Origin of the sequence: Zymomonas mobilis subsp. pomaceae ATCC 29192 (assembly GCF_000218875.1) — a bacterium.
Taxonomy (GTDB): Bacteria; Pseudomonadota; Alphaproteobacteria; order Sphingomonadales; family Sphingomonadaceae; genus Zymomonas; species Zymomonas pomaceae.
Map to the genome: position 1 here is coordinate 1546815 of NC_015709.1, position 16131 is coordinate 1562945.

The following is a 16131-nucleotide window of genomic DNA, read 5'->3' on the forward strand; positions in this document are numbered from 1 at the left end:
GACATGAAGTTATTTTCAGTCCGCGGTGGAATTCATCCCAGCTACCGGAAACAAGCGACCACCGGCAAAAAGATGGAAGTGTTACCGGTTGTTCCTTTTTACTTTCTACCCTTGCGTCAGCATTCAGGGGCCCCAGCCGAGCCGATAGTGAATGTTGGTGATCATGTGGGGAAAGGCCAATTATTGGCAGAAGGGGCAGGTCGGATTTCAGCGCCAGTCCATGCGCCGACCTCAGGGATTATCCGAGCGATTCAAGAGATGACGGCTCCGCATCCTTCGGGATTAGCGGGTCAGACGATTGTGTTGGAATCCGATGGGAAGGATGAATGGGCGTCCTTACCAGAGGCTTTTTCAGATCCTTTTTCGATTGATCCGGGTGTTATTCGGGATCGTGTGGCTTGGGCGGGCATTGTGGGTTTAGGGGGAGCGGCCTTTCCCGCTGCGGTGAAGCTTGAACAAAGCAGTCGTAAACCGATCAAGATGGTCGTGTTAAACGGCGCCGAATGTGAACCCTATTTGACGGGTGATGATCGGATCATGCAGGAACATGCGGATGAGGTTATTTCAGGTGGCCGCCTGATAGCCCATTCAGTGGGTGCCCCCAAAGTTATCATCGGGATTGAGCGCAATAAGCCTGAAGCGATTGCGATCATGAAGAAAGCGGCTTTGGCTTATGACAATGTCGAGATTGCGGATTTACCGGCACAATATCCGGTGGGTTCGGCGCGTCATTTGGTTCAGGCCTTAACGGGTTTAGAGATTTCAGCACGCACGCGTATCGCCGATGTTGGGGTGTTGGTACATAACGTTGGGACAGCGCGGGCTGTTTGGCGTGCGGCCCATTATGGTGAGCCGCTGATCACGCGCACGGTGACGGTTTCAGGGGGTGGGATAAACGATCCTAAAACCTTGGAAGTGGCGCTTGGCACACCGGTTCGCGCCTTGATCGATTATTGTGATGGGATGAATAACAAAGCGGAGCAGGTGGTAACCGGTGGGCCGTTAATGGGGGTAGGTTTACCTAATATTGATGTGCCCGTGATCAAGGGGACGGCTGGTATTTTAGCCTTGACGCCTCAGGAAATGGACCATCGTCCGGCCGCTGCCTGTCTACGTTGTGGTCGTTGTGTGGATGTTTGCCCTTGTGGTCTCAGTCCGGTCGAGATGGCCAGTCTGATTCGACGCGACAAGCTGGAAGAGACAGAAAAGCTTCAGGTGATGGATTGTTTCTCCTGTGGTTCTTGCTCTTATGTTTGTCCGTCTCATCTGCCTTTGGTGCAATATTTTAATTATGCCAAAGGCGAGATTTGGAACAAGCGCAGTGAAGAAAGAAAAATAAGCCGTATCAAAGCTTTGGCAGAAGCCAAAGAAGCGCGATTAGCCGCAGTTGCCGAACAGCGAAAGCAAGCAGCAGCCCGCGCCAAAGCAGCGAAAGCGGCAGCTACTAAGGAAGAGAAGGCGGTTCAATGAGTGCCAGTATAGCCATCAGTGGGCCATTTACCCATGCTGATAACAGTGTTCAGCGTACCATGCTTTTGGTTATGTTGGCTCTTCTACCAGCCACCTTATTCGATATTTGGTTATTTGGCTGGCCTGCATTATTTTTGTTTGTATTAACGATTGCTTTTTGCCTTTTAGTGGAAGCGCTGTGTTTAAAGCTGGGGCATCGTCCGGTTATGCCAGCGCTTTGTGATGGGTCAGCGATTTTAAGCGGTTGGCTTATTGCATTAAGTTTGCCGCCTTGGGCGCCTTGGTGGATTGCCTTATTAGGGGCTGTTTTTGCAATGGCCTTAGCCAAGCAGATTTTTGGCGGCTTGGGTCAGAATTTGTTTAATCCGGCGATGGTAGCCCGTGTGGCGCTGTTGATTTCCTTTCCGGTGCAGATGACCCAGTTTGCAGCGCCGCATCCTTTGTTTACAGCGCATGCCCCTGACTTTCTGACTGGTTTGCGGATTACTTTAGGCTGTGAGGGTAACCTTGATTCCTTAAGTGCAGCCTCGGCCTTGGGGCATATCAAAACCGAATTAACGCGCGGTATCCCAGTAACGAGCACAGTAAAAAGTCTTCCTAGTTTAAAAGACATGATCTTGGGCATCAAGCCGGGTTCAATGGGGGAAACCTCGGCATTGTTCATTCTTTTAGGGGGCTTATTTCTGTTATGGCGCCGGATTATCACGTGGCATATTCCGGTGGCGATGTTGGTCACGCTTTTTGGTCTGGGATGGATATTTTCTTCGATCAATCCGAACCGTTTCGCTTCAGGCGTGATTGAGTTGTTATCCGGGGCCTCGATGCTGGGCGCTTTCTTTATTGCGACCGATTATGTGACATCGCCCGTTTCCAAAAAGGGACAGCTGGTTTTTGGTTTCGGGGTCGGGTTTTTGACCTGGGTTATCCGCAGCTTTGCCGGTTACCCGGAAGGGGTCGCTTTTGCCGTGTTGTTGATGAATGCGACCACGCCGATCATAGATCATTATTGCCGCCCACGCGTGTTCGGTCGTACGCGCCAAGGACAGCCGGTGGCTTTTGGGGATGCTAAATGACCGAACAAAAGGACGAAGCTGAAGAGCGTAAAGAGGCCGTTGAACAAGATGCCTTGTTTCGGGCTGATGAAGCGATGCATGCCGATGATAAAGCCGAAAAGGAAAAACCCTTTTTCATTCATGGCTTTGTTTTAGCAGTTTTCTGTTTAGGTTTTGGGGCGTTGTTGGCGCTTACCTATCATCTGACGGTCAAGACGATTGCCGAGCGGGGCGTTGAAGATCAGCAGGCCTCTTTGTCGCAGGTTATTCCTGACTCCATTCATGACAATGATATTTCGGCCAACCCGATCCACGTTAAGGATGCTGACGGTCGGGATGTTGAAGTATTCCGCGCTCTAAAAGAGGGGCATGTGACAGGCGTTGCCTATGAGATTTTAGGCAGTGGCTATAGTGGTGAAATCCGGCTGATGATGGGGGTGGATGATCAGGGTAAGATTTTGGGTGTCAGAACCCTTGCCCACAAAGAAACCCCGGGTCTTGGCGATAAAATCGAAGCTACGAAATCCGATTGGATTCTTCGCTTTACCGGTCTTTCTAGCAGCAATCCGCCTGCTGAAAAATGGAAGGTCAAAAAGGACGGAGGTCAATTTGACCAGTTCTCGGGCGCTACCATTACACCTCGCGGTGTGGTAGCGGCGATCCACCGGGGTTTGCAGTTCTTTGCGACTAATAAAAATCGTCTGTTGGAGAATCCTGATGTCAAATGATTATCTCCGCATTGCCAAAGACGGGCTTTGGGATAACAATGGTATCCTAAGCATGTTGCTCGGGCTTTGTCCCACGATGGCGGTGACTACCAGTGCCACTAATGCTTTAGGTATGGGGCTTGCGACCGCTGTTGTTATGGCCGCATCTAATATTCTGGTCTCTTTATTTCGGCATAACATCACGTATGAAGTGCGCGTGCCGGTTTATATTCTGATCGTCGCTGCGATGGTGACCTTGGTCGATATGGTGATGAACGCCTATATGCATCCGATGTATAAGGTGCTTGGCCTGTTTATTCCCTTGATCGTGTCCAACTGTTTGCCGCTGGCCCATTTGGAAGCCTTTGCGGGTAAAAAACCCCCAATAGCTTCTTTGGTCGATGGTCTTTTTGCCGGACTGGGTTTTACGCTGGCGCTGACCGTCATCGGCGGTGTGCGGGAAATAATAGGATCGGGTACCTTGTTTTCTAATGCCGCCTTATTGCTGGGACCAAGCTTCAGTTTCCTTGAATGGCATGTCTTGCCTTCTGATTGCCACATCCTGATGATGGTTCTTCCTCCGGGGGGCTTCCTTATCACAGGGTTAGTCTTGGTCGGTAAAAGAATGATCGACGTGGCTCAAGGTAAAGAAATTGCCATGTCCGGTGCCCATGGGGTTTAAAGGTAAAAACCATGAAAATATCTGTTGTCTATGCCAAACCCGAACGCCAGCTCTGGCTGGAATGTGAGGTCAAAGACGGCGCTACCGTCAAAGAAGGTATCGAGGCTTCCGGTATCTTGGCCCGTTCCCCCGATATTGACCTTAATACCCAAAAGGTCGGCGTCTTTGGTAAGGCTATAAAACTTGATGCCCCCCTTGAAGAAGGTATGCGCATCGAAATCTATCGTCAGGTCACTATCGACCCTAAATCTGTCCCTAGACGAAAAAAATAATCTTTTGTTTAAGATTATCGCGAAAGCCTGCCTGTTGTAAAATAGGCAGGCTTTTTGCTGTTCTAGCGAAAAAAGTATTTTTATGTAGTATTAATAATATCAAAGATATTAGTTCTTTATAGGACATTAGCAAATTGAGTGAAGCGATAGCGTATTTCGCTTTTATTTTTTCTACTTGGATCGCTATGTGATGTAGCATTTCTATCGAGAAATTTCTTCCAGTATTCCCGTAAAAGGCAATGCGCCGTGTCCTCTTCTGATCCGCTTTCTGATGCATATAAACACAGACAAAGATTACATTTCCGCTATGTCTTAGCTTGGTTCTTGTGTGCTATTTTTTATTTCTACCAATATGCAGCTCGGGCAACACCAGGGATTATGCAAGCAACCCTTACTGAAGCATGGGGGCATAATCCTATAGGAACCCTAGTAGTGGCTTATTATATAGCCTACGCTATCATGGCACTTATATCGGGTTTTTTATTAGATCGTTATGGTCCCCATGCGACTATTCCAGCTGGTATTACCTTTGTCACCTTAGGCAGCGTATTTTTTGTTCAAGGTAGCCAGTCTGTAGCCCTTATTGGTTTTGTTTTGCAGGCTATCGGTGCCATTTTTGCTTTTCTGGGTGCTTCTTATGTGGCCGCCCATTATCTACCGCAAAAAATGCTGGCAATTTTTGTGGGGCTCACAGAATGCCTTGGGATGGCAGGCGCAGCTTTTGGATCAAAGCTGGTCGCTATGCTTTTGGACCCTATCGGTCGATTTAATATTCACTGGCAAAAAATTTGGCTTGGTTTTGCGGTTATCGGTTTAATTCTTACTTTCTTAACCTTGATTATTATGCCGCGTAACAAAAGAGACAAGGCCGAATCTAAACAAGAAAGTCTGACTTTAAAAAGTTTTGTTCATCCTTTTTGTATTATTTTTTCTAATCCTCAAAGCTGGTTATCAGGCATCATCGGGGGATTACTTTTTGCCCCAACAACTATTGGTATTCTTGCTTGGGGATCCTCTTTTTTTGCTAAAAGCTATGATGGTAATATAGCTTACGCTGCAACACTCGTTTCAATGGTGCCTTTGGGATGGGTTATTGGTTGTCCATTAATCGGGTATATTTCCGATAAGATAGGTTTACGGCGTCCTGTCTTGATTGGTGGAAGTTTTCTATTATTACTAAGCTATCTGACCATCCTTTATCAGCCATTCACGGGCATAGCGGATTATTTGCCACCGTTAATCATGGGTATTATGTCCAGCGTCGCTATGCTTCCTTTTTCGGTGATGAAAGAAGTTAATCCTGCCAATATCAAAGGAACAGCTGCAGGGGTTATGAATTTTTTGGTATTTTTGGCAAGTAGTGCCTTGTCGCCCATAGTCTCTCTCTTAATAGGAACACAAAAAGTGTCTCTAATCCTTACGGATTTTTATCGGGGATTTATGCCTTTAATCATCGGTATAATATTAGCTGTTATTCTCAGTTTCTTCTTACAGGAAACAGGTTGGAAACGTTCAAAGCGTTAATTGTGGAGGCTTCCTATTGTGGCCTTTGTTATGAAGTCTTTTTATTGGAGACGTTAGACCTTTTTATCCTAGTCTAATGAATGAAATGATAAAATTATAGCTAATAAAAAGGCGGTCTTATTTGGTAATTTTAGATGTTTTCGCCTATCACTATATCTATGACGGCCTTTTATTTCGGGATTTATCGCCACCGGATTCAAAAAGGTTTTCTCTCTGAAGGCGGAAGAAATTGCATCATGACCCTTGATTTGTTGTTTGATTTAGATGGTACATTAGTCGACACCGTTTATGTGACCTCGGACGTTCTAAATAGCATGCTGAAAGAACGGGGTAGCCATAGACGCATTTTACCCGAAGAAGCCCGTCCATTGGTCACGCTAGGCGGTGAAGCTATGATCGCTAATCTTTTTGGCGATGACTGTCTGGATCCTATTGCGGATGTCACTGAATATCGTCGCCTTTGTGCCGAGCGTGTTACCGAAGAAAGTAGTCTTTTCCCCGGTGTCAGACAAGGCATCGAAAAACTGGCTGATCTGGGTATGAAAATGGCCGTTTGTTCCAATAAACCTCAAAATCTTGTTGAAAAGATTATGACTGATCTGAGGTTTGATCGTTATATGACGGCAATGGTGGGGGCGAAACCTGATTTACCTCGTAAGCCTAATCCCAAACTGTTGGAAATAGCCCTACAGGAAATGAATGGCCAGCTTCAAACTTGTTGGTTTATTGGTGATGGTGAAACGGATCAAGAAGCTTCGGCTACGCTGGGTATTCCTTTTATCTTTGCCGCTTACGGTTATGGAACCCCCATTCCAGAATTACCGGTAACAGTTTCCTGTCCTAACTTTACCTCTATTACATCTTTTCTAGAGAAAAAAGTCAGATAACAAAAATTATGTTTTTGAGCATAAAATGGATATATTGATACCATAAATTCCATAAGCAAAATATTATTAATATCTGCGAGGGAAGACCGATAAAAAATCAGCTTTTTAGGGGTTCTTTTATCGGTTCTTCCTGTCTTTAATTATAAAGGCAGTAGAGCCTTTCTCCGTTTATAGACTGTATAGCTTGCATAGAAAACCAATCCGATAGCATTCCACAGTAAGAAACGCAGGGTTGTATGAAGGGGGAGGCTGGCAAACAAGTACAAGCACCCCAAGATAGTAATGCTGCCTATCCAATAAGGCAGCGGACAGGAAAAACGGCGCGGTCGGTCAGGTTCACGGAACCGTAAAATAATCAAAGATAGCCCGACGGTAATAAAGGCTAGTAATGTACCTGCATTAGCCAATTCTGCTAGCTCATCCAGTCGAAAAAATCCCGCAATTAAGGCGATAATAATACCTGTAAACAACGTAACTCGACTGGGGGTGCCTTGCTTATTCACGGTCGCTAAACTAGGCGGCAGCAGGCGATCGCGCGCCATAACAAAGAAAACCCGACTTTGACCATATATCATGGCCATAATGACTGAAGGTAAAGCTATTAACGCCGCCGCCGCAATCCATTTAGCCGCCATTTCATGCCCTAAACCTCTTAATACTAGGGCTAACGGCTCACCACTTTTAATAAAACTACTAAAAGGCGCCGCACCTAGTAAAGCGGCCGCAACACCGACATAAATTAGGGTAGAGATAAGCATAGAGCCTATAATACCGATCGTAAGGTCACGTTTTGGTTCTTTTGCTTCTTCGGCTGCGGTTGCTACTGTATCAAAACCATAAAAGGCAAAAAATAAAATAGCTGCTGCGGCCATGACACCTCTTACTTTTCCGTCAGGAGATAGCGTGCTTCCAAAACCATAGGGCATAAAAGGATGATAGTAGTTGAGGTTAAAAGCAGGCAGCGTCAACACCACAAATAAGACAAGTGCCAATAGCTTAATGATAACCAGAATAAGTGTTAGAGTAGCGCTTTCTTTGGCCCCTGCAGTCAATAAAATAGCGATAGAGAGCGCTACAATAACGGCAGGTAAATTGATTAATCCTCCATCATGGGGGCCTGTTAGCAACATCGGAGGTAACATAACCCCAAAAGACTGTAGCCAACCCACTAAGTAGGCAGACCAGCCGACGGCTACGGTCGAACTAGCCAAAGAATATTCAAGGATAAGACTCCAGCCTACAACCCAGGCTATATGGCGGCCAATAGCACTGTAAGCATAGGTGTAAGCACCCCCCGCTTCGGGTATTAATGTCGAAAGTTCCGCATAACCTAAAGCTGCGGTTGCACAAACTAATCCTGCAATAACGAAGGCTATAATTACAGCCGGTCCTGCCCGATCAGCTCCGACGCCTGCCAAGGTATAAATACCCGTACCAACAATCGCGCCTACCCCTAATGCGACAAGGTGAGGCCATGATAAAGTTCTAGAAAGTGTTGAATTCTTTTTTTGTGAAGAAAAATTATTGATTTTTTTGCGCATGCCGAAATATTTTATAAACATGCATCCCTCTTTGGAGGAAAAAGGGAAGTAGGGTCAATGCGAGGTCTTAATATTTTTAAGATATTTTTAAAAGATTAGACCGCAATTCGTAAGATTTATACCCTCAATTTTATACAGCAGAGCCCATTCGCTTTTTGTATTAGAGCGAGAGTCATATTCAAATTTAAGGGAATGGGAGAGGATTAAATATGCTACATGATGGTGCGGGCGGAGGGACTCGAACCCTCACGGGCAAATGCCCAACGGATTTTCTTACCTACCACGACTTTCGTCGCCACTGCCAAAGCAGTGTTTGGGGTCTGGACTATCCCTTCACCATACCCTGTTAAACAGGGGGTAGGTGCTGCCCGTCTAGTCTCTACACCTTCCTGAAAAATCAGGCTTGGCTCGGGATTGGCATTTAAAAGCTTTCCCCGAATTTGAGCAGTTCTGCACCTCTCGTTTCCAAAAGGGCACTCAAAGTTTTAAGTCCGTAGCGTCTACCATTCCGCCACGCCCGCAACATTATGCCCGAACCGCATAGCGGGGGTTGGGGGGGGAATGCAAGCTAAATTTCAATATTAAGATGTTCTCTTATCTCTTTTCCCGGTTTGAAATACGGAACACGCTTGGCTTTTACTTTAACATTGGCCCCTGTTCTGGGATTTCTGCCGACCCGTGCGTCTCTGGAACGGGTCGAAAAAGCGCCAAATCCTCTGATTTCTACGCGTCCTCCCTTAGCAAGATGTTCGGTGATGCCATTAAAAAATACATCAACAATATGTTCGATTTCCTCCGGCGATAATTCAGGATTATCATTGGCTAGTATCTGGATCAGTTCGGAACGAATCATCGCATTTCCTTTTCCTGATCAGTCCGGTTTTATTATCCCGGGTGAGAAAATATTCACCGGACAGAATCTTCTTAACCAACGATAATAAAATATATTTATTGTTAAATAAAGTCACCGAAAAGATAGAACTAATAATGGATGATAGAAAGACAGTGGGGTTATCAGGATTAAAGTCATCCTGATGCATCAATGAAACAACATTATTTTCATATTTTGATTCGGATTACTGTTTATTGGGCGTTAAGACCCGTAATTTTATTCGGGCGTTGCCATTATAAAATATGGATTCCAGCAAGTGCATATTTATATATCTGGAAAATTCAAAGGTAACCTTATCGCCGTTATATCGGCTATCGATAATTTATCGACCGAAGAAAGGCCGTCTGTTGCTCACTATATGAAACTTGGCGAAACGACTTTTCTTCTAAAGCAAAAAGCTATGTTATCAGTCAAGGAAGCCTTTTGGGGCGGGAGGGGCAAATCTATGTCGATTAGACTAATGATACTGTTTGGATAGGGGTGCAACGGTATCAAATATAGTAAGGCCGCTGACTCCTTAGACATAAACTTTTTGTAAAAAATAATTGTGAATAGGCTAGTTATCCGGCGATTAAAAACCGCGCCTTTCAATCTCTCTTTTTCTTTCTATTTAATCGTTACAAAAAAGGCATGAACCGTTTCCAGCCCATGCCCCTTTTTGTTGTTCGTTTCAGTAGAAACTAGTTCTGCTGATCGCGAGCCTTGTTGAGGGCTGCACCAAGAATATCACCCAAAGATGCGCCAGAATCTGACGAACCATACTGAGCAACCGCTTCTTTTTCTTCAGCAACCTGCATTGCTTTGATGGAGAAGTTCGGTTTTTTCTGACGATCGAAACCGACAACCATGGCATCAAGTTTCTGACCAGCCTGGAAGCGATCCGGACGCTGCTCGTCACGGTCACGACCCAGATCACTGCGACGAATGAAACCGATCGCGCCATCATCGCCAGCCTGAACTTCAAGACCGCCATCCGTAACGGCTAGAACCGTGACAGTGACAACCTGATTACGCTGAAGTGAATTGCTGGCACCTGCTGCTGGAACATTACCGCGTTCAAGCTGCTTCATACCAAGAGAGATGCGTTCTTTTTCTGGATCAACATCAAGAACGATCGCCTTAACGACTTCACCTTTGTGATGAAGGCCTAAAGCTTCTTCACCAGACATACCCCATGCGATATCGGACATGTGAACCATGCCATCAACATCATTATCAAGACCGATGAACAGACCGAATTCAGTTGAATTCTTGACTTCACCTTCAACCGTAGAACCAACAGGATGCGCTTCAGCAAAGCTTTCCCATGGATTAGGCTGTGCCTGTTTCAGGCCAAGGGAAATGCGGCGTTTTTCAGCATCGACTTCCAAAATGACAACTTCGACTTCCTGACTGGTGGAAACGATTTTGCCCGGATGAACGTTTTTCTTCGTCCATGACATTTCGGAAACATGCACCAGACCTTCAATGCCTGGTTCTAATTCCACAAATGCACCATATTCAGTGATATTAGTGACGCGGCCCATGAATTTAGCACCGACCGGGTATTTGGCGCCAACGCCTTCCCATGGATCGGTTTCAAGCTGCTTCATACCAAGAGAAATGCGCTGCGTGTCACGGTTGATGCGAATGATCTGAACGGTAACATTGTCACCAATAGCAATCATTTCGCTCGGATGACCGACGCGACGATAGCTAAGATCGGTTACATGTAACAGACCATCAATGCCACCCAAGTCAACAAAGGCACCGTAATCAGTGATATTTTTGACGACACCAGTGATAATCTGACCTTCAGCCAAGGACTGAATAAGACCTGACCGCTGTTCAGCGCGGGTTTCTTCAAGAACAGCACGGCGGGAAACCACGATGTTACCGCGACGACGATCCATCTTTAAAATCTGGAAAGGCTGCGGAATGTCCATCAAAGGCGCAACGTCACGGACGGGACGGATGTCAACCTGACTACCCGGTAAGAAGGCAACCGCACCGGAAAGATCAACGGTGAAACCACCTTTAACCCGACCAAAGATTACACCATCAACCCGGCTTGAATTCGCAAATTCCGCTTCCAGTTTATCCCATGCCGCTTCACGACGAGCGCGGTCACGGGAAAGCATTGCTTCACCCTGACTGTTTTCAACGCGGTCAACAAAAACTTCGACTTCGTCACCCGCTTTTAATTCGGCTTTTTGGCCTGGGGCTGCAAATTCACGAAGGGGCACGCGGCCTTCTGATTTCAGGCCAACATCAATAACTGCCATATCATTTTCAATGGCTGTGATGGTGCCTTTGACAACACGTCCTTCAAAGCCTTCTTCTTCACCAAGCGTCTGGTTAAGCAATGCTGCAAAATCATCGCGAGTAGGATTTGCCATAGTGGCCATGCAGTTCTATATTCCTTGAGAAATTTTTCCGGCCATCCGGTTGTGTCCGGAGGTCTTTTGGCCGAACCGCTATATAGGCCTTATGCCATATATAGCACCGCACATACAGTTTGCCTTATTTAAGACATAGTTTGTAGATTGTATGGCTATATAAGCAGAAAAACGATATTGAAGCCTCAGCTTGATTCTTTGTTATTCTTTTTAATAACCACAGCATAAAAAAGGCCAGCCCCGACGACCCGATAATTTAAATATCGCCCCCGTCAGCTCTGTACCGTTTCTATCTGTTTTTCTACAAGCGTTACTGCACGCTCGATAGCCTTATCTATACCGAGTAAGCTTGAATCGAGCAAGTCTGCATCTTGGGCCTGTTTTAAAGGTGAGATGGAACGACTGGAATCTCTTTCATCTCGAGCTTTGATATCGTCTAAAATATCTTCATAGCGTAGCAGCGGATCTTCTTTTACTAGTTCGTCATAGCGCCTTTTTGCCCTAATTTCGGGCGATGCTGTAATAAAAAGTTTAGCATCAGCTTCTGGTATAATGACGGTTGCAATATCTCGCCCATCAAGAATGGCTCCGCCTTTTTGGGCGGCAAAATCTCTCTGTCTTTTGACAAGCGCCTGTCTAACTTTGGGGTAAGCTGACAATTGAGATGCTATTTTCCCGATTTTTTCCGAGCGGAGTCTCGACTCCGATAATAGCGAGTCCGTAAAGTCACAGGCTAAAAAAGCATCTTCTTCACGGGTTGGATCCCCTTTTTTATCTAAAAGAGAAGCGGCTACTGCCCGATACAGCAAACCTGTATCAAGGTAAGGCAGGCCATAATGGTGGGCGAGAGCACGGGCAATAGTGCCTTTTCCTGAAGCGGCTGGCCCATCTATCGCAATAATCATGCCGATACTCCCATTTCAAATTCAGCTCCTAGCTCTTTGAATAACGCAGTAAAGACAGGAAAACTGGTCATAATCGGACGACGATCGTCTATTTCAACACCCCCCTTGGAAACAAGTCCGGCTACAGCAAAGCTCATGGCTATCCGGTGATCTAAATGGGATGCTACCGTTACCTGTTTTTCTTTTTCCCCTAACAGATTTCCTGCCTGTCCTTCGATAATCAAACCGTCTTCTTTTTCTTCTAAAGTAACCCTTAAAGCCTTTAATCCTGCCGCCATAACGGCAATCCGATCCGATTCCTTAACTCGCAATTCTCCTAGACCCAGAAGCGTACTTTTTCCTTCTGCCATAGCCGCTGCAATAAACAGAATGGGGAACTCATCGATCATAGAGGGGACGATGGATTTAGGAACTTCAATCGCTTTTAAGTGCGAATAACGGACCGCAATATCGGCGACGGGCTCTCCGCCTACTTCGCGTGGGTTAAGATATTCGATATTGCCCCCCATCGCTTTCAGCATAGTATAAATACCTGCTCGAGTCGGATTAAGTCCGACATTTTCAATAACAATATTCGATCCTGGAACGATGAGCGCTGCCACCGCCAGAAAGGCTGCCGAAGAAGGATCGCCCGGCACGACAATATGCTGGGGGTTTAAAGTAGCTTCTCCATGAATCGAGATGATTCGGACGCCATCTACTTCTTCAACAGAGAGATCAGCCCCAAAACCACGTAGCATCCGTTCGCTATGATCCCGAGTCGGAATGGGTTCAATCACCCGTGTGATACCGGGTGTATTCAAACCCGCTAATAAAATCGCTGATTTAACCTGTGCCGAAGCCATCGGTAACCGGTATTCGAGAGGTACGGCTGGATAAAGCCCTGTAACCGTCATCGGTAAACGATTACCTTCTGCACCCGAAAAGCGTGCCCCCATCAAGGAAAGGGGCGTCGATATTCGTCCCATCGGTCTTTTTGAAAGAGACGCATCACCAATAAAAGTTGCTGTAATCGGATGAGAGGCTACCACACCCATCAATAGCCGAGTCGATGTCCCTGAATTACCCATATCAAGCGCTGTCTCTGGCTCTAATAAACCGCCAACGCCTACTCCGTGAACATACCACCGTCCGTTTTTATCACGTTTAATAGTAGCTCCCATCGCACGCATGGCACCGGCAGTAGCCAAGACATCTTCCCCTTCTAACAAACCATCAATCTGGCTTTCCCCTATAGCCAAGGCTGACAGCATCAAAGCCCGATGTGAGATCGATTTATCGCCCGGTACATGCACAGTGCCGGAAAGAGGGGCTGCCGTACGACTGGTAAGTGGGCAGGGGGAAGCAGGACGGGTCATCATTTTATCCCATGTCAAAGTTGCGGAATGGACAGATTATAGAAAAAATAACGAAACGGATCGGAAAAACCGGCGTTGGCTTTTGACATGCGGCTTAGGCTATGGCAAGGCGCGCGATACTTATCGTGGTCAGGTGTCCTGACCGCGCAATTTGTTATGGAACGATCGAGCAGGATAATTATTCTTTTCGATCTTCTGTTTCCGTGTATTTTTTGCGTAATCTTTTTACGTAAAATTTTCAATTACCGAAAATTCTGGAAGGACGGCTCATGATCAAGCCTGAATGGGGCACCAAGCGGACTTGCCCGAAATGTGGCACCCGTTTTTACGATCTCGGCAAGGAAGATCCTGTTACCTGCATTGAATGCGGAACAGAGTGGAATCCTGAGCCGATTCTCAAATCAAAACAGCCTTTACCTTTTGAAGAGCCGAAAAAATCTGATGAGGTCGATAAACCCGACGATGATTTAGATGCGGATCTTGATCTGGATGAAGATAGCGACGAAGTTTCACCGGATGATGATGTTGATGATTTAGGCGGAAATGAAGATATTGGCGTCAATACATCAGAAGATGAAGACGAAAATAATTAAAAAATTAAAATAAAGGCTTGCAGGGGCGCGCAGATCGTTTATAGAGAGCGCGCTCCCGACATAAAGCGGGACAGAAATTGGGGCCGTAGCTCAGCTGGGAGAGCGTCGCAATGGCATTGCGAAGGTCAGGGGTTCGATCCCCCTCGGCTCCACCAATTTCTAAAAATATGGCAAAAAAAAGCCATAAGGATAACACCGCGTTTAAACGCGGTTTTTTTTGTATCTTTTTCTATCTTATGCACCCTTATAGGATCTCAGGATCAGGGTTACTCTCGGTAACAATTACCTGATCCCTACCTCCCCAATTTTATTAAAGTGTAATTACTGTAACATCTGGCGATAATTTTTCTGTTTTATGCGGATGGGCTAAAATAATCTGCCAGATAGGACGCGGCGGCGCTTTCCGTTTTGCTTTTAAAGGCAGCTTAATATCTACTATGCTAACATGAGGAGAGGCTGTGAGCTTTTGTTCCAAGGGTAGACTCGATGCCCCTCGTCTCATAGCTTGCTGGAAATTAAAAAAATCTAGTTGATAACTTTTTCCTGCCCAATAACAAATTTCGGCTATATTGCAGATCACAGGCGTTCTTTTTTCTTTTAAACGCGTAATTAAGGCATTCCATTGCGGCGACTCTGCCTTAATAAGGTGCTCTTCTTTTAAAATACCGGGTAAATAGGAAGGGATCATTATTATAACAGGCAATAGCGTCAGGAGAATTAGCTTATAAAAAGCTGTAGGGCTTTGAATATAAAGCGATAACGCTAATCCTACCGTGATCGAAAGCGCCACTAGACTTTCAAAAAAAGCATTATAGGAAACCCCATCTCCCAATGATTCTATGAACGCATTAATAAGAGATAAGACCGTAAAAATACCGAATAATATCTGTAGGTTATCTCTGTTTCGATAACGATTTTCTTTACAGTGAAAAAACGCACTGGAAACAAGGATTAAGGTTAAAAAAATGGCCAGCCGTCCGACTGCCTTATGGATACGACCTAGTTCTAAAACACGCTTATGATGAAGGATATCCTCTAGCATAAAATTATTATGATAAAGGGTTATAAAGCATAAAATAGAAAGAAGGATGCCGACCACGCCGGTTGTTACCCACAAAAGCGCTAATTTTTTATCACGTAGAAAGAGCCAACAGGTAACAGCAAAGGGTAGGGCTAATAAATTATGCTTTACCAAACCGCCAATTATAAACAACGCGGCGGCTATTACGACGCGTAAGGGTGATAACTGAGACGCTGGCAATAAAAACATTAAGCCACCTAACATAAAGGCATGGCCTAACCATTGCGGATCATCCATTGCGATATAATCACGAAAAAAATAACTACTGTATATCAAAAATAATAAACTGCCGCTGTGAGCGCTGATCTTGTCGCCCCCAGCTTTCTGAATCAGCCTAAAAATAAAATAACCCGTTAATAACCATGCACATAGAGCCACAATCCGGCCTGCAAAAACCATATCGCCGAGGAAATACCCAATCCAGCCTACAATATAAAAAGAAAGTGGGGGATAATTATTAAAAATAAGACTGTTCTGAGGATTGGGATAAAGGGGCGCCTGAACCAGGCCTATGGCACGTTCTGCCCAATAAGCATTCCATCCTTCGTTATAATCAATCGGAATATGCGTAAATATAAGACCGATACGATTTTTTAATAAAAAAAGGACAATACCCCAGCCGATAATAATCCACAGAGAAAAATAGCGGGTGGGTGAAGAAAGCGTTCGGTAATTATTAAGAGCGGTAGGCAAAATTGGCCTCTAAATTTTAGAATAGAACAATGCCCCCTTTAGTAAAAAGCCATAGCATTAATCATTCTAAATGACATGACTTTCCTTCCTAAAAGG

15 protein-coding genes and 1 tRNA gene are annotated in these 16131 nt (G+C 45.5%); 10 read left to right on the forward strand and 6 right to left on the reverse strand.

Features of this window, described 5'->3' with window-relative positions:
• The first annotated feature begins 3 nt into the window (after positions 1-3).
• The 7 genes from rsxC (at position 4) to ZYMOP_RS06890 (ending at position 6594) form a co-directional block, all read left to right on the forward strand.
• On the forward strand, positions 4-1470 hold the full coding sequence (gene rsxC, locus ZYMOP_RS06855; RefSeq protein WP_013934570.1) for an electron transport complex subunit RsxC: 1467 nt from the start codon (positions 4-6) through the stop codon (positions 1468-1470).
• Entirely contained in the window at positions 1467-2543 is a 1077-nt protein-coding gene (locus ZYMOP_RS06860) for an RnfABCDGE type electron transport complex subunit D (RefSeq protein WP_013934571.1), read from the forward strand. Before rsxC ends, ZYMOP_RS06860 begins: the two co-directional genes overlap by 4 nt.
• Positions 2540-3250 (forward strand): electron transport complex subunit RsxG, encoded by a 711-nt coding sequence (gene rsxG / locus ZYMOP_RS06865; protein WP_013934572.1) that lies wholly within the window; start codon positions 2540-2542, stop codon positions 3248-3250. The genes ZYMOP_RS06860 and rsxG overlap by 4 nt, the downstream gene beginning before the upstream one ends.
• Positions 3240-3911, forward strand: a complete 672-nt coding sequence (locus ZYMOP_RS06870; RefSeq protein WP_013934573.1) for an electron transport complex subunit E — start codon at positions 3240-3242, stop codon at positions 3909-3911. Before rsxG ends, ZYMOP_RS06870 begins: the two co-directional genes overlap by 11 nt.
• 11 nt (positions 3912-3922) lie before the next feature.
• Positions 3923-4183, forward strand: a complete 261-nt coding sequence (locus ZYMOP_RS06875) for an RnfH family protein (RefSeq protein WP_013934605.1) — start codon at positions 3923-3925, stop codon at positions 4181-4183.
• 246 nt (positions 4184-4429) lie between these two features.
• A complete protein-coding gene (locus tag ZYMOP_RS06885) occupies positions 4430-5707 on the forward strand; it encodes an MFS transporter (RefSeq protein ID WP_013934606.1) in 1278 nt (425 codons plus the stop codon).
• Positions 5708-5943: 236 nt separating this feature from the next.
• A complete protein-coding gene (locus ZYMOP_RS06890) occupies positions 5944-6594 on the forward strand; it encodes an HAD family hydrolase (RefSeq protein ID WP_013934607.1) in 651 nt (216 codons plus the stop codon).
• A 140-nt stretch (positions 6595-6734) separates the two neighbouring features.
• On the opposite strand, the gene ZYMOP_RS06895 is transcribed toward ZYMOP_RS06890, so the two are convergent.
• Positions 6735-8156: an amino acid permease gene (locus ZYMOP_RS06895; RefSeq protein WP_013934608.1), complete on the reverse strand. Its 1422-nt coding sequence runs from the start codon at positions 8154-8156 to the stop codon at positions 6735-6737.
• 195 nt (positions 8157-8351) lie between these two features.
• Between ZYMOP_RS06895 and ZYMOP_RS09440 the strand changes: the two genes are divergently transcribed.
• Positions 8352-8528 (forward strand): hypothetical protein, encoded by a 177-nt coding sequence (locus ZYMOP_RS09440; protein WP_013934609.1) that lies wholly within the window; start codon positions 8352-8354, stop codon positions 8526-8528.
• A 175-nt stretch (positions 8529-8703) separates the two neighbouring features.
• Here ZYMOP_RS09440 and ZYMOP_RS06900 read toward each other — a convergent pair whose 3' ends face one another.
• The 4 genes from ZYMOP_RS06900 to aroA all read right to left on the reverse strand — a co-directional run bounded on the left by ZYMOP_RS06900 (position 8704) and on the right by aroA (position 13668).
• Positions 8704-8988: an integration host factor subunit beta gene (locus ZYMOP_RS06900; protein ID WP_013934610.1), complete on the reverse strand. Its 285-nt coding sequence runs from the start codon at positions 8986-8988 to the stop codon at positions 8704-8706.
• A gap of 719 nt (positions 8989-9707) precedes the next feature.
• Positions 9708-11414, reverse strand: a complete 1707-nt coding sequence (gene rpsA, locus ZYMOP_RS06910; RefSeq protein WP_013934611.1) for a 30S ribosomal protein S1 — start codon at positions 11412-11414, stop codon at positions 9708-9710.
• Positions 11415-11677: 263 nt separating this feature from the next.
• Positions 11678-12310, reverse strand: coding sequence for a (d)CMP kinase (gene cmk, locus ZYMOP_RS06915; protein WP_013934612.1), 633 nt, complete (start codon positions 12308-12310; stop codon positions 11678-11680).
• The gene (gene aroA / locus ZYMOP_RS06920; RefSeq protein ID WP_013934613.1) at positions 12307-13668 is read right to left on the reverse strand and encodes a 3-phosphoshikimate 1-carboxyvinyltransferase; all 1362 of its coding nucleotides are present in this window, start codon (positions 13666-13668) and stop codon (positions 12307-12309) included. Before aroA ends, cmk begins: the two co-directional genes overlap by 4 nt.
• A 269-nt stretch (positions 13669-13937) precedes the next feature.
• On the opposite strand from aroA, the gene ZYMOP_RS06925 reads away from it, so the two are divergent.
• The gene (locus ZYMOP_RS06925) at positions 13938-14261 is read left to right on the forward strand and encodes a TIGR02300 family protein (RefSeq protein WP_013934614.1); all 324 of its coding nucleotides are present in this window, start codon (positions 13938-13940) and stop codon (positions 14259-14261) included.
• Positions 14262-14340: 79 nt separating this feature from the next.
• A tRNA-Ala gene (locus ZYMOP_RS06930) sits at positions 14341-14416 on the forward strand.
• Between the two features lie 155 nt (positions 14417-14571).
• On the opposite strand, the gene ZYMOP_RS06935 is transcribed toward ZYMOP_RS06930, so the two are convergent.
• Positions 14572-16035, reverse strand: a complete 1464-nt coding sequence (locus ZYMOP_RS06935) for an ArnT family glycosyltransferase (RefSeq protein ID WP_013934615.1) — start codon at positions 16033-16035, stop codon at positions 14572-14574.
• Positions 16036-16131: the final 96 nt, after the last annotated feature.

Coding starts and splice junctions, on each gene's coding strand:
- rsxC (WP_013934570.1), top strand. CDS start 4: ATGAAGTTATTTTCAGTCCGCGGTGGAATTCATCCCAGCTACCGGAAA.
- ZYMOP_RS06860 (WP_013934571.1), top strand. CDS start 1,467: ATGAGTGCCAGTATAGCCATCAGTGGGCCATTTACCCATGCTGATAAC.
- rsxG (WP_013934572.1), top strand. CDS start 2,540: ATGACCGAACAAAAGGACGAAGCTGAAGAGCGTAAAGAGGCCGTTGAA.
- ZYMOP_RS06870 (WP_013934573.1), top strand. CDS start 3,240: ATGTCAAATGATTATCTCCGCATTGCCAAAGACGGGCTTTGGGATAAC.
- ZYMOP_RS06875 (WP_013934605.1), top strand. CDS start 3,923: ATGAAAATATCTGTTGTCTATGCCAAACCCGAACGCCAGCTCTGGCTG.
- ZYMOP_RS06890 (WP_013934607.1), top strand. CDS start 5,944: ATGACCCTTGATTTGTTGTTTGATTTAGATGGTACATTAGTCGACACC.
- ZYMOP_RS06895 (WP_013934608.1), bottom strand. CDS start 8,156: ATGTTTATAAAATATTTCGGCATGCGCAAAAAAATCAATAATTTTTCT.
- ZYMOP_RS09440 (WP_013934609.1), top strand. CDS start 8,352: ATGATGGTGCGGGCGGAGGGACTCGAACCCTCACGGGCAAATGCCCAA.
- ZYMOP_RS06900 (WP_013934610.1), bottom strand. CDS start 8,988: ATGATTCGTTCCGAACTGATCCAGATACTAGCCAATGATAATCCTGAA.
- rpsA (WP_013934611.1), bottom strand. CDS start 11,414: ATGGCCACTATGGCAAATCCTACTCGCGATGATTTTGCAGCATTGCTT.
- cmk (WP_013934612.1), bottom strand. CDS start 12,310: ATGATTATTGCGATAGATGGGCCAGCCGCTTCAGGAAAAGGCACTATT.
- aroA (WP_013934613.1), bottom strand. CDS start 13,668: ATGACCCGTCCTGCTTCCCCCTGCCCACTTACCAGTCGTACGGCAGCC.
- ZYMOP_RS06925 (WP_013934614.1), top strand. CDS start 13,938: ATGATCAAGCCTGAATGGGGCACCAAGCGGACTTGCCCGAAATGTGGC.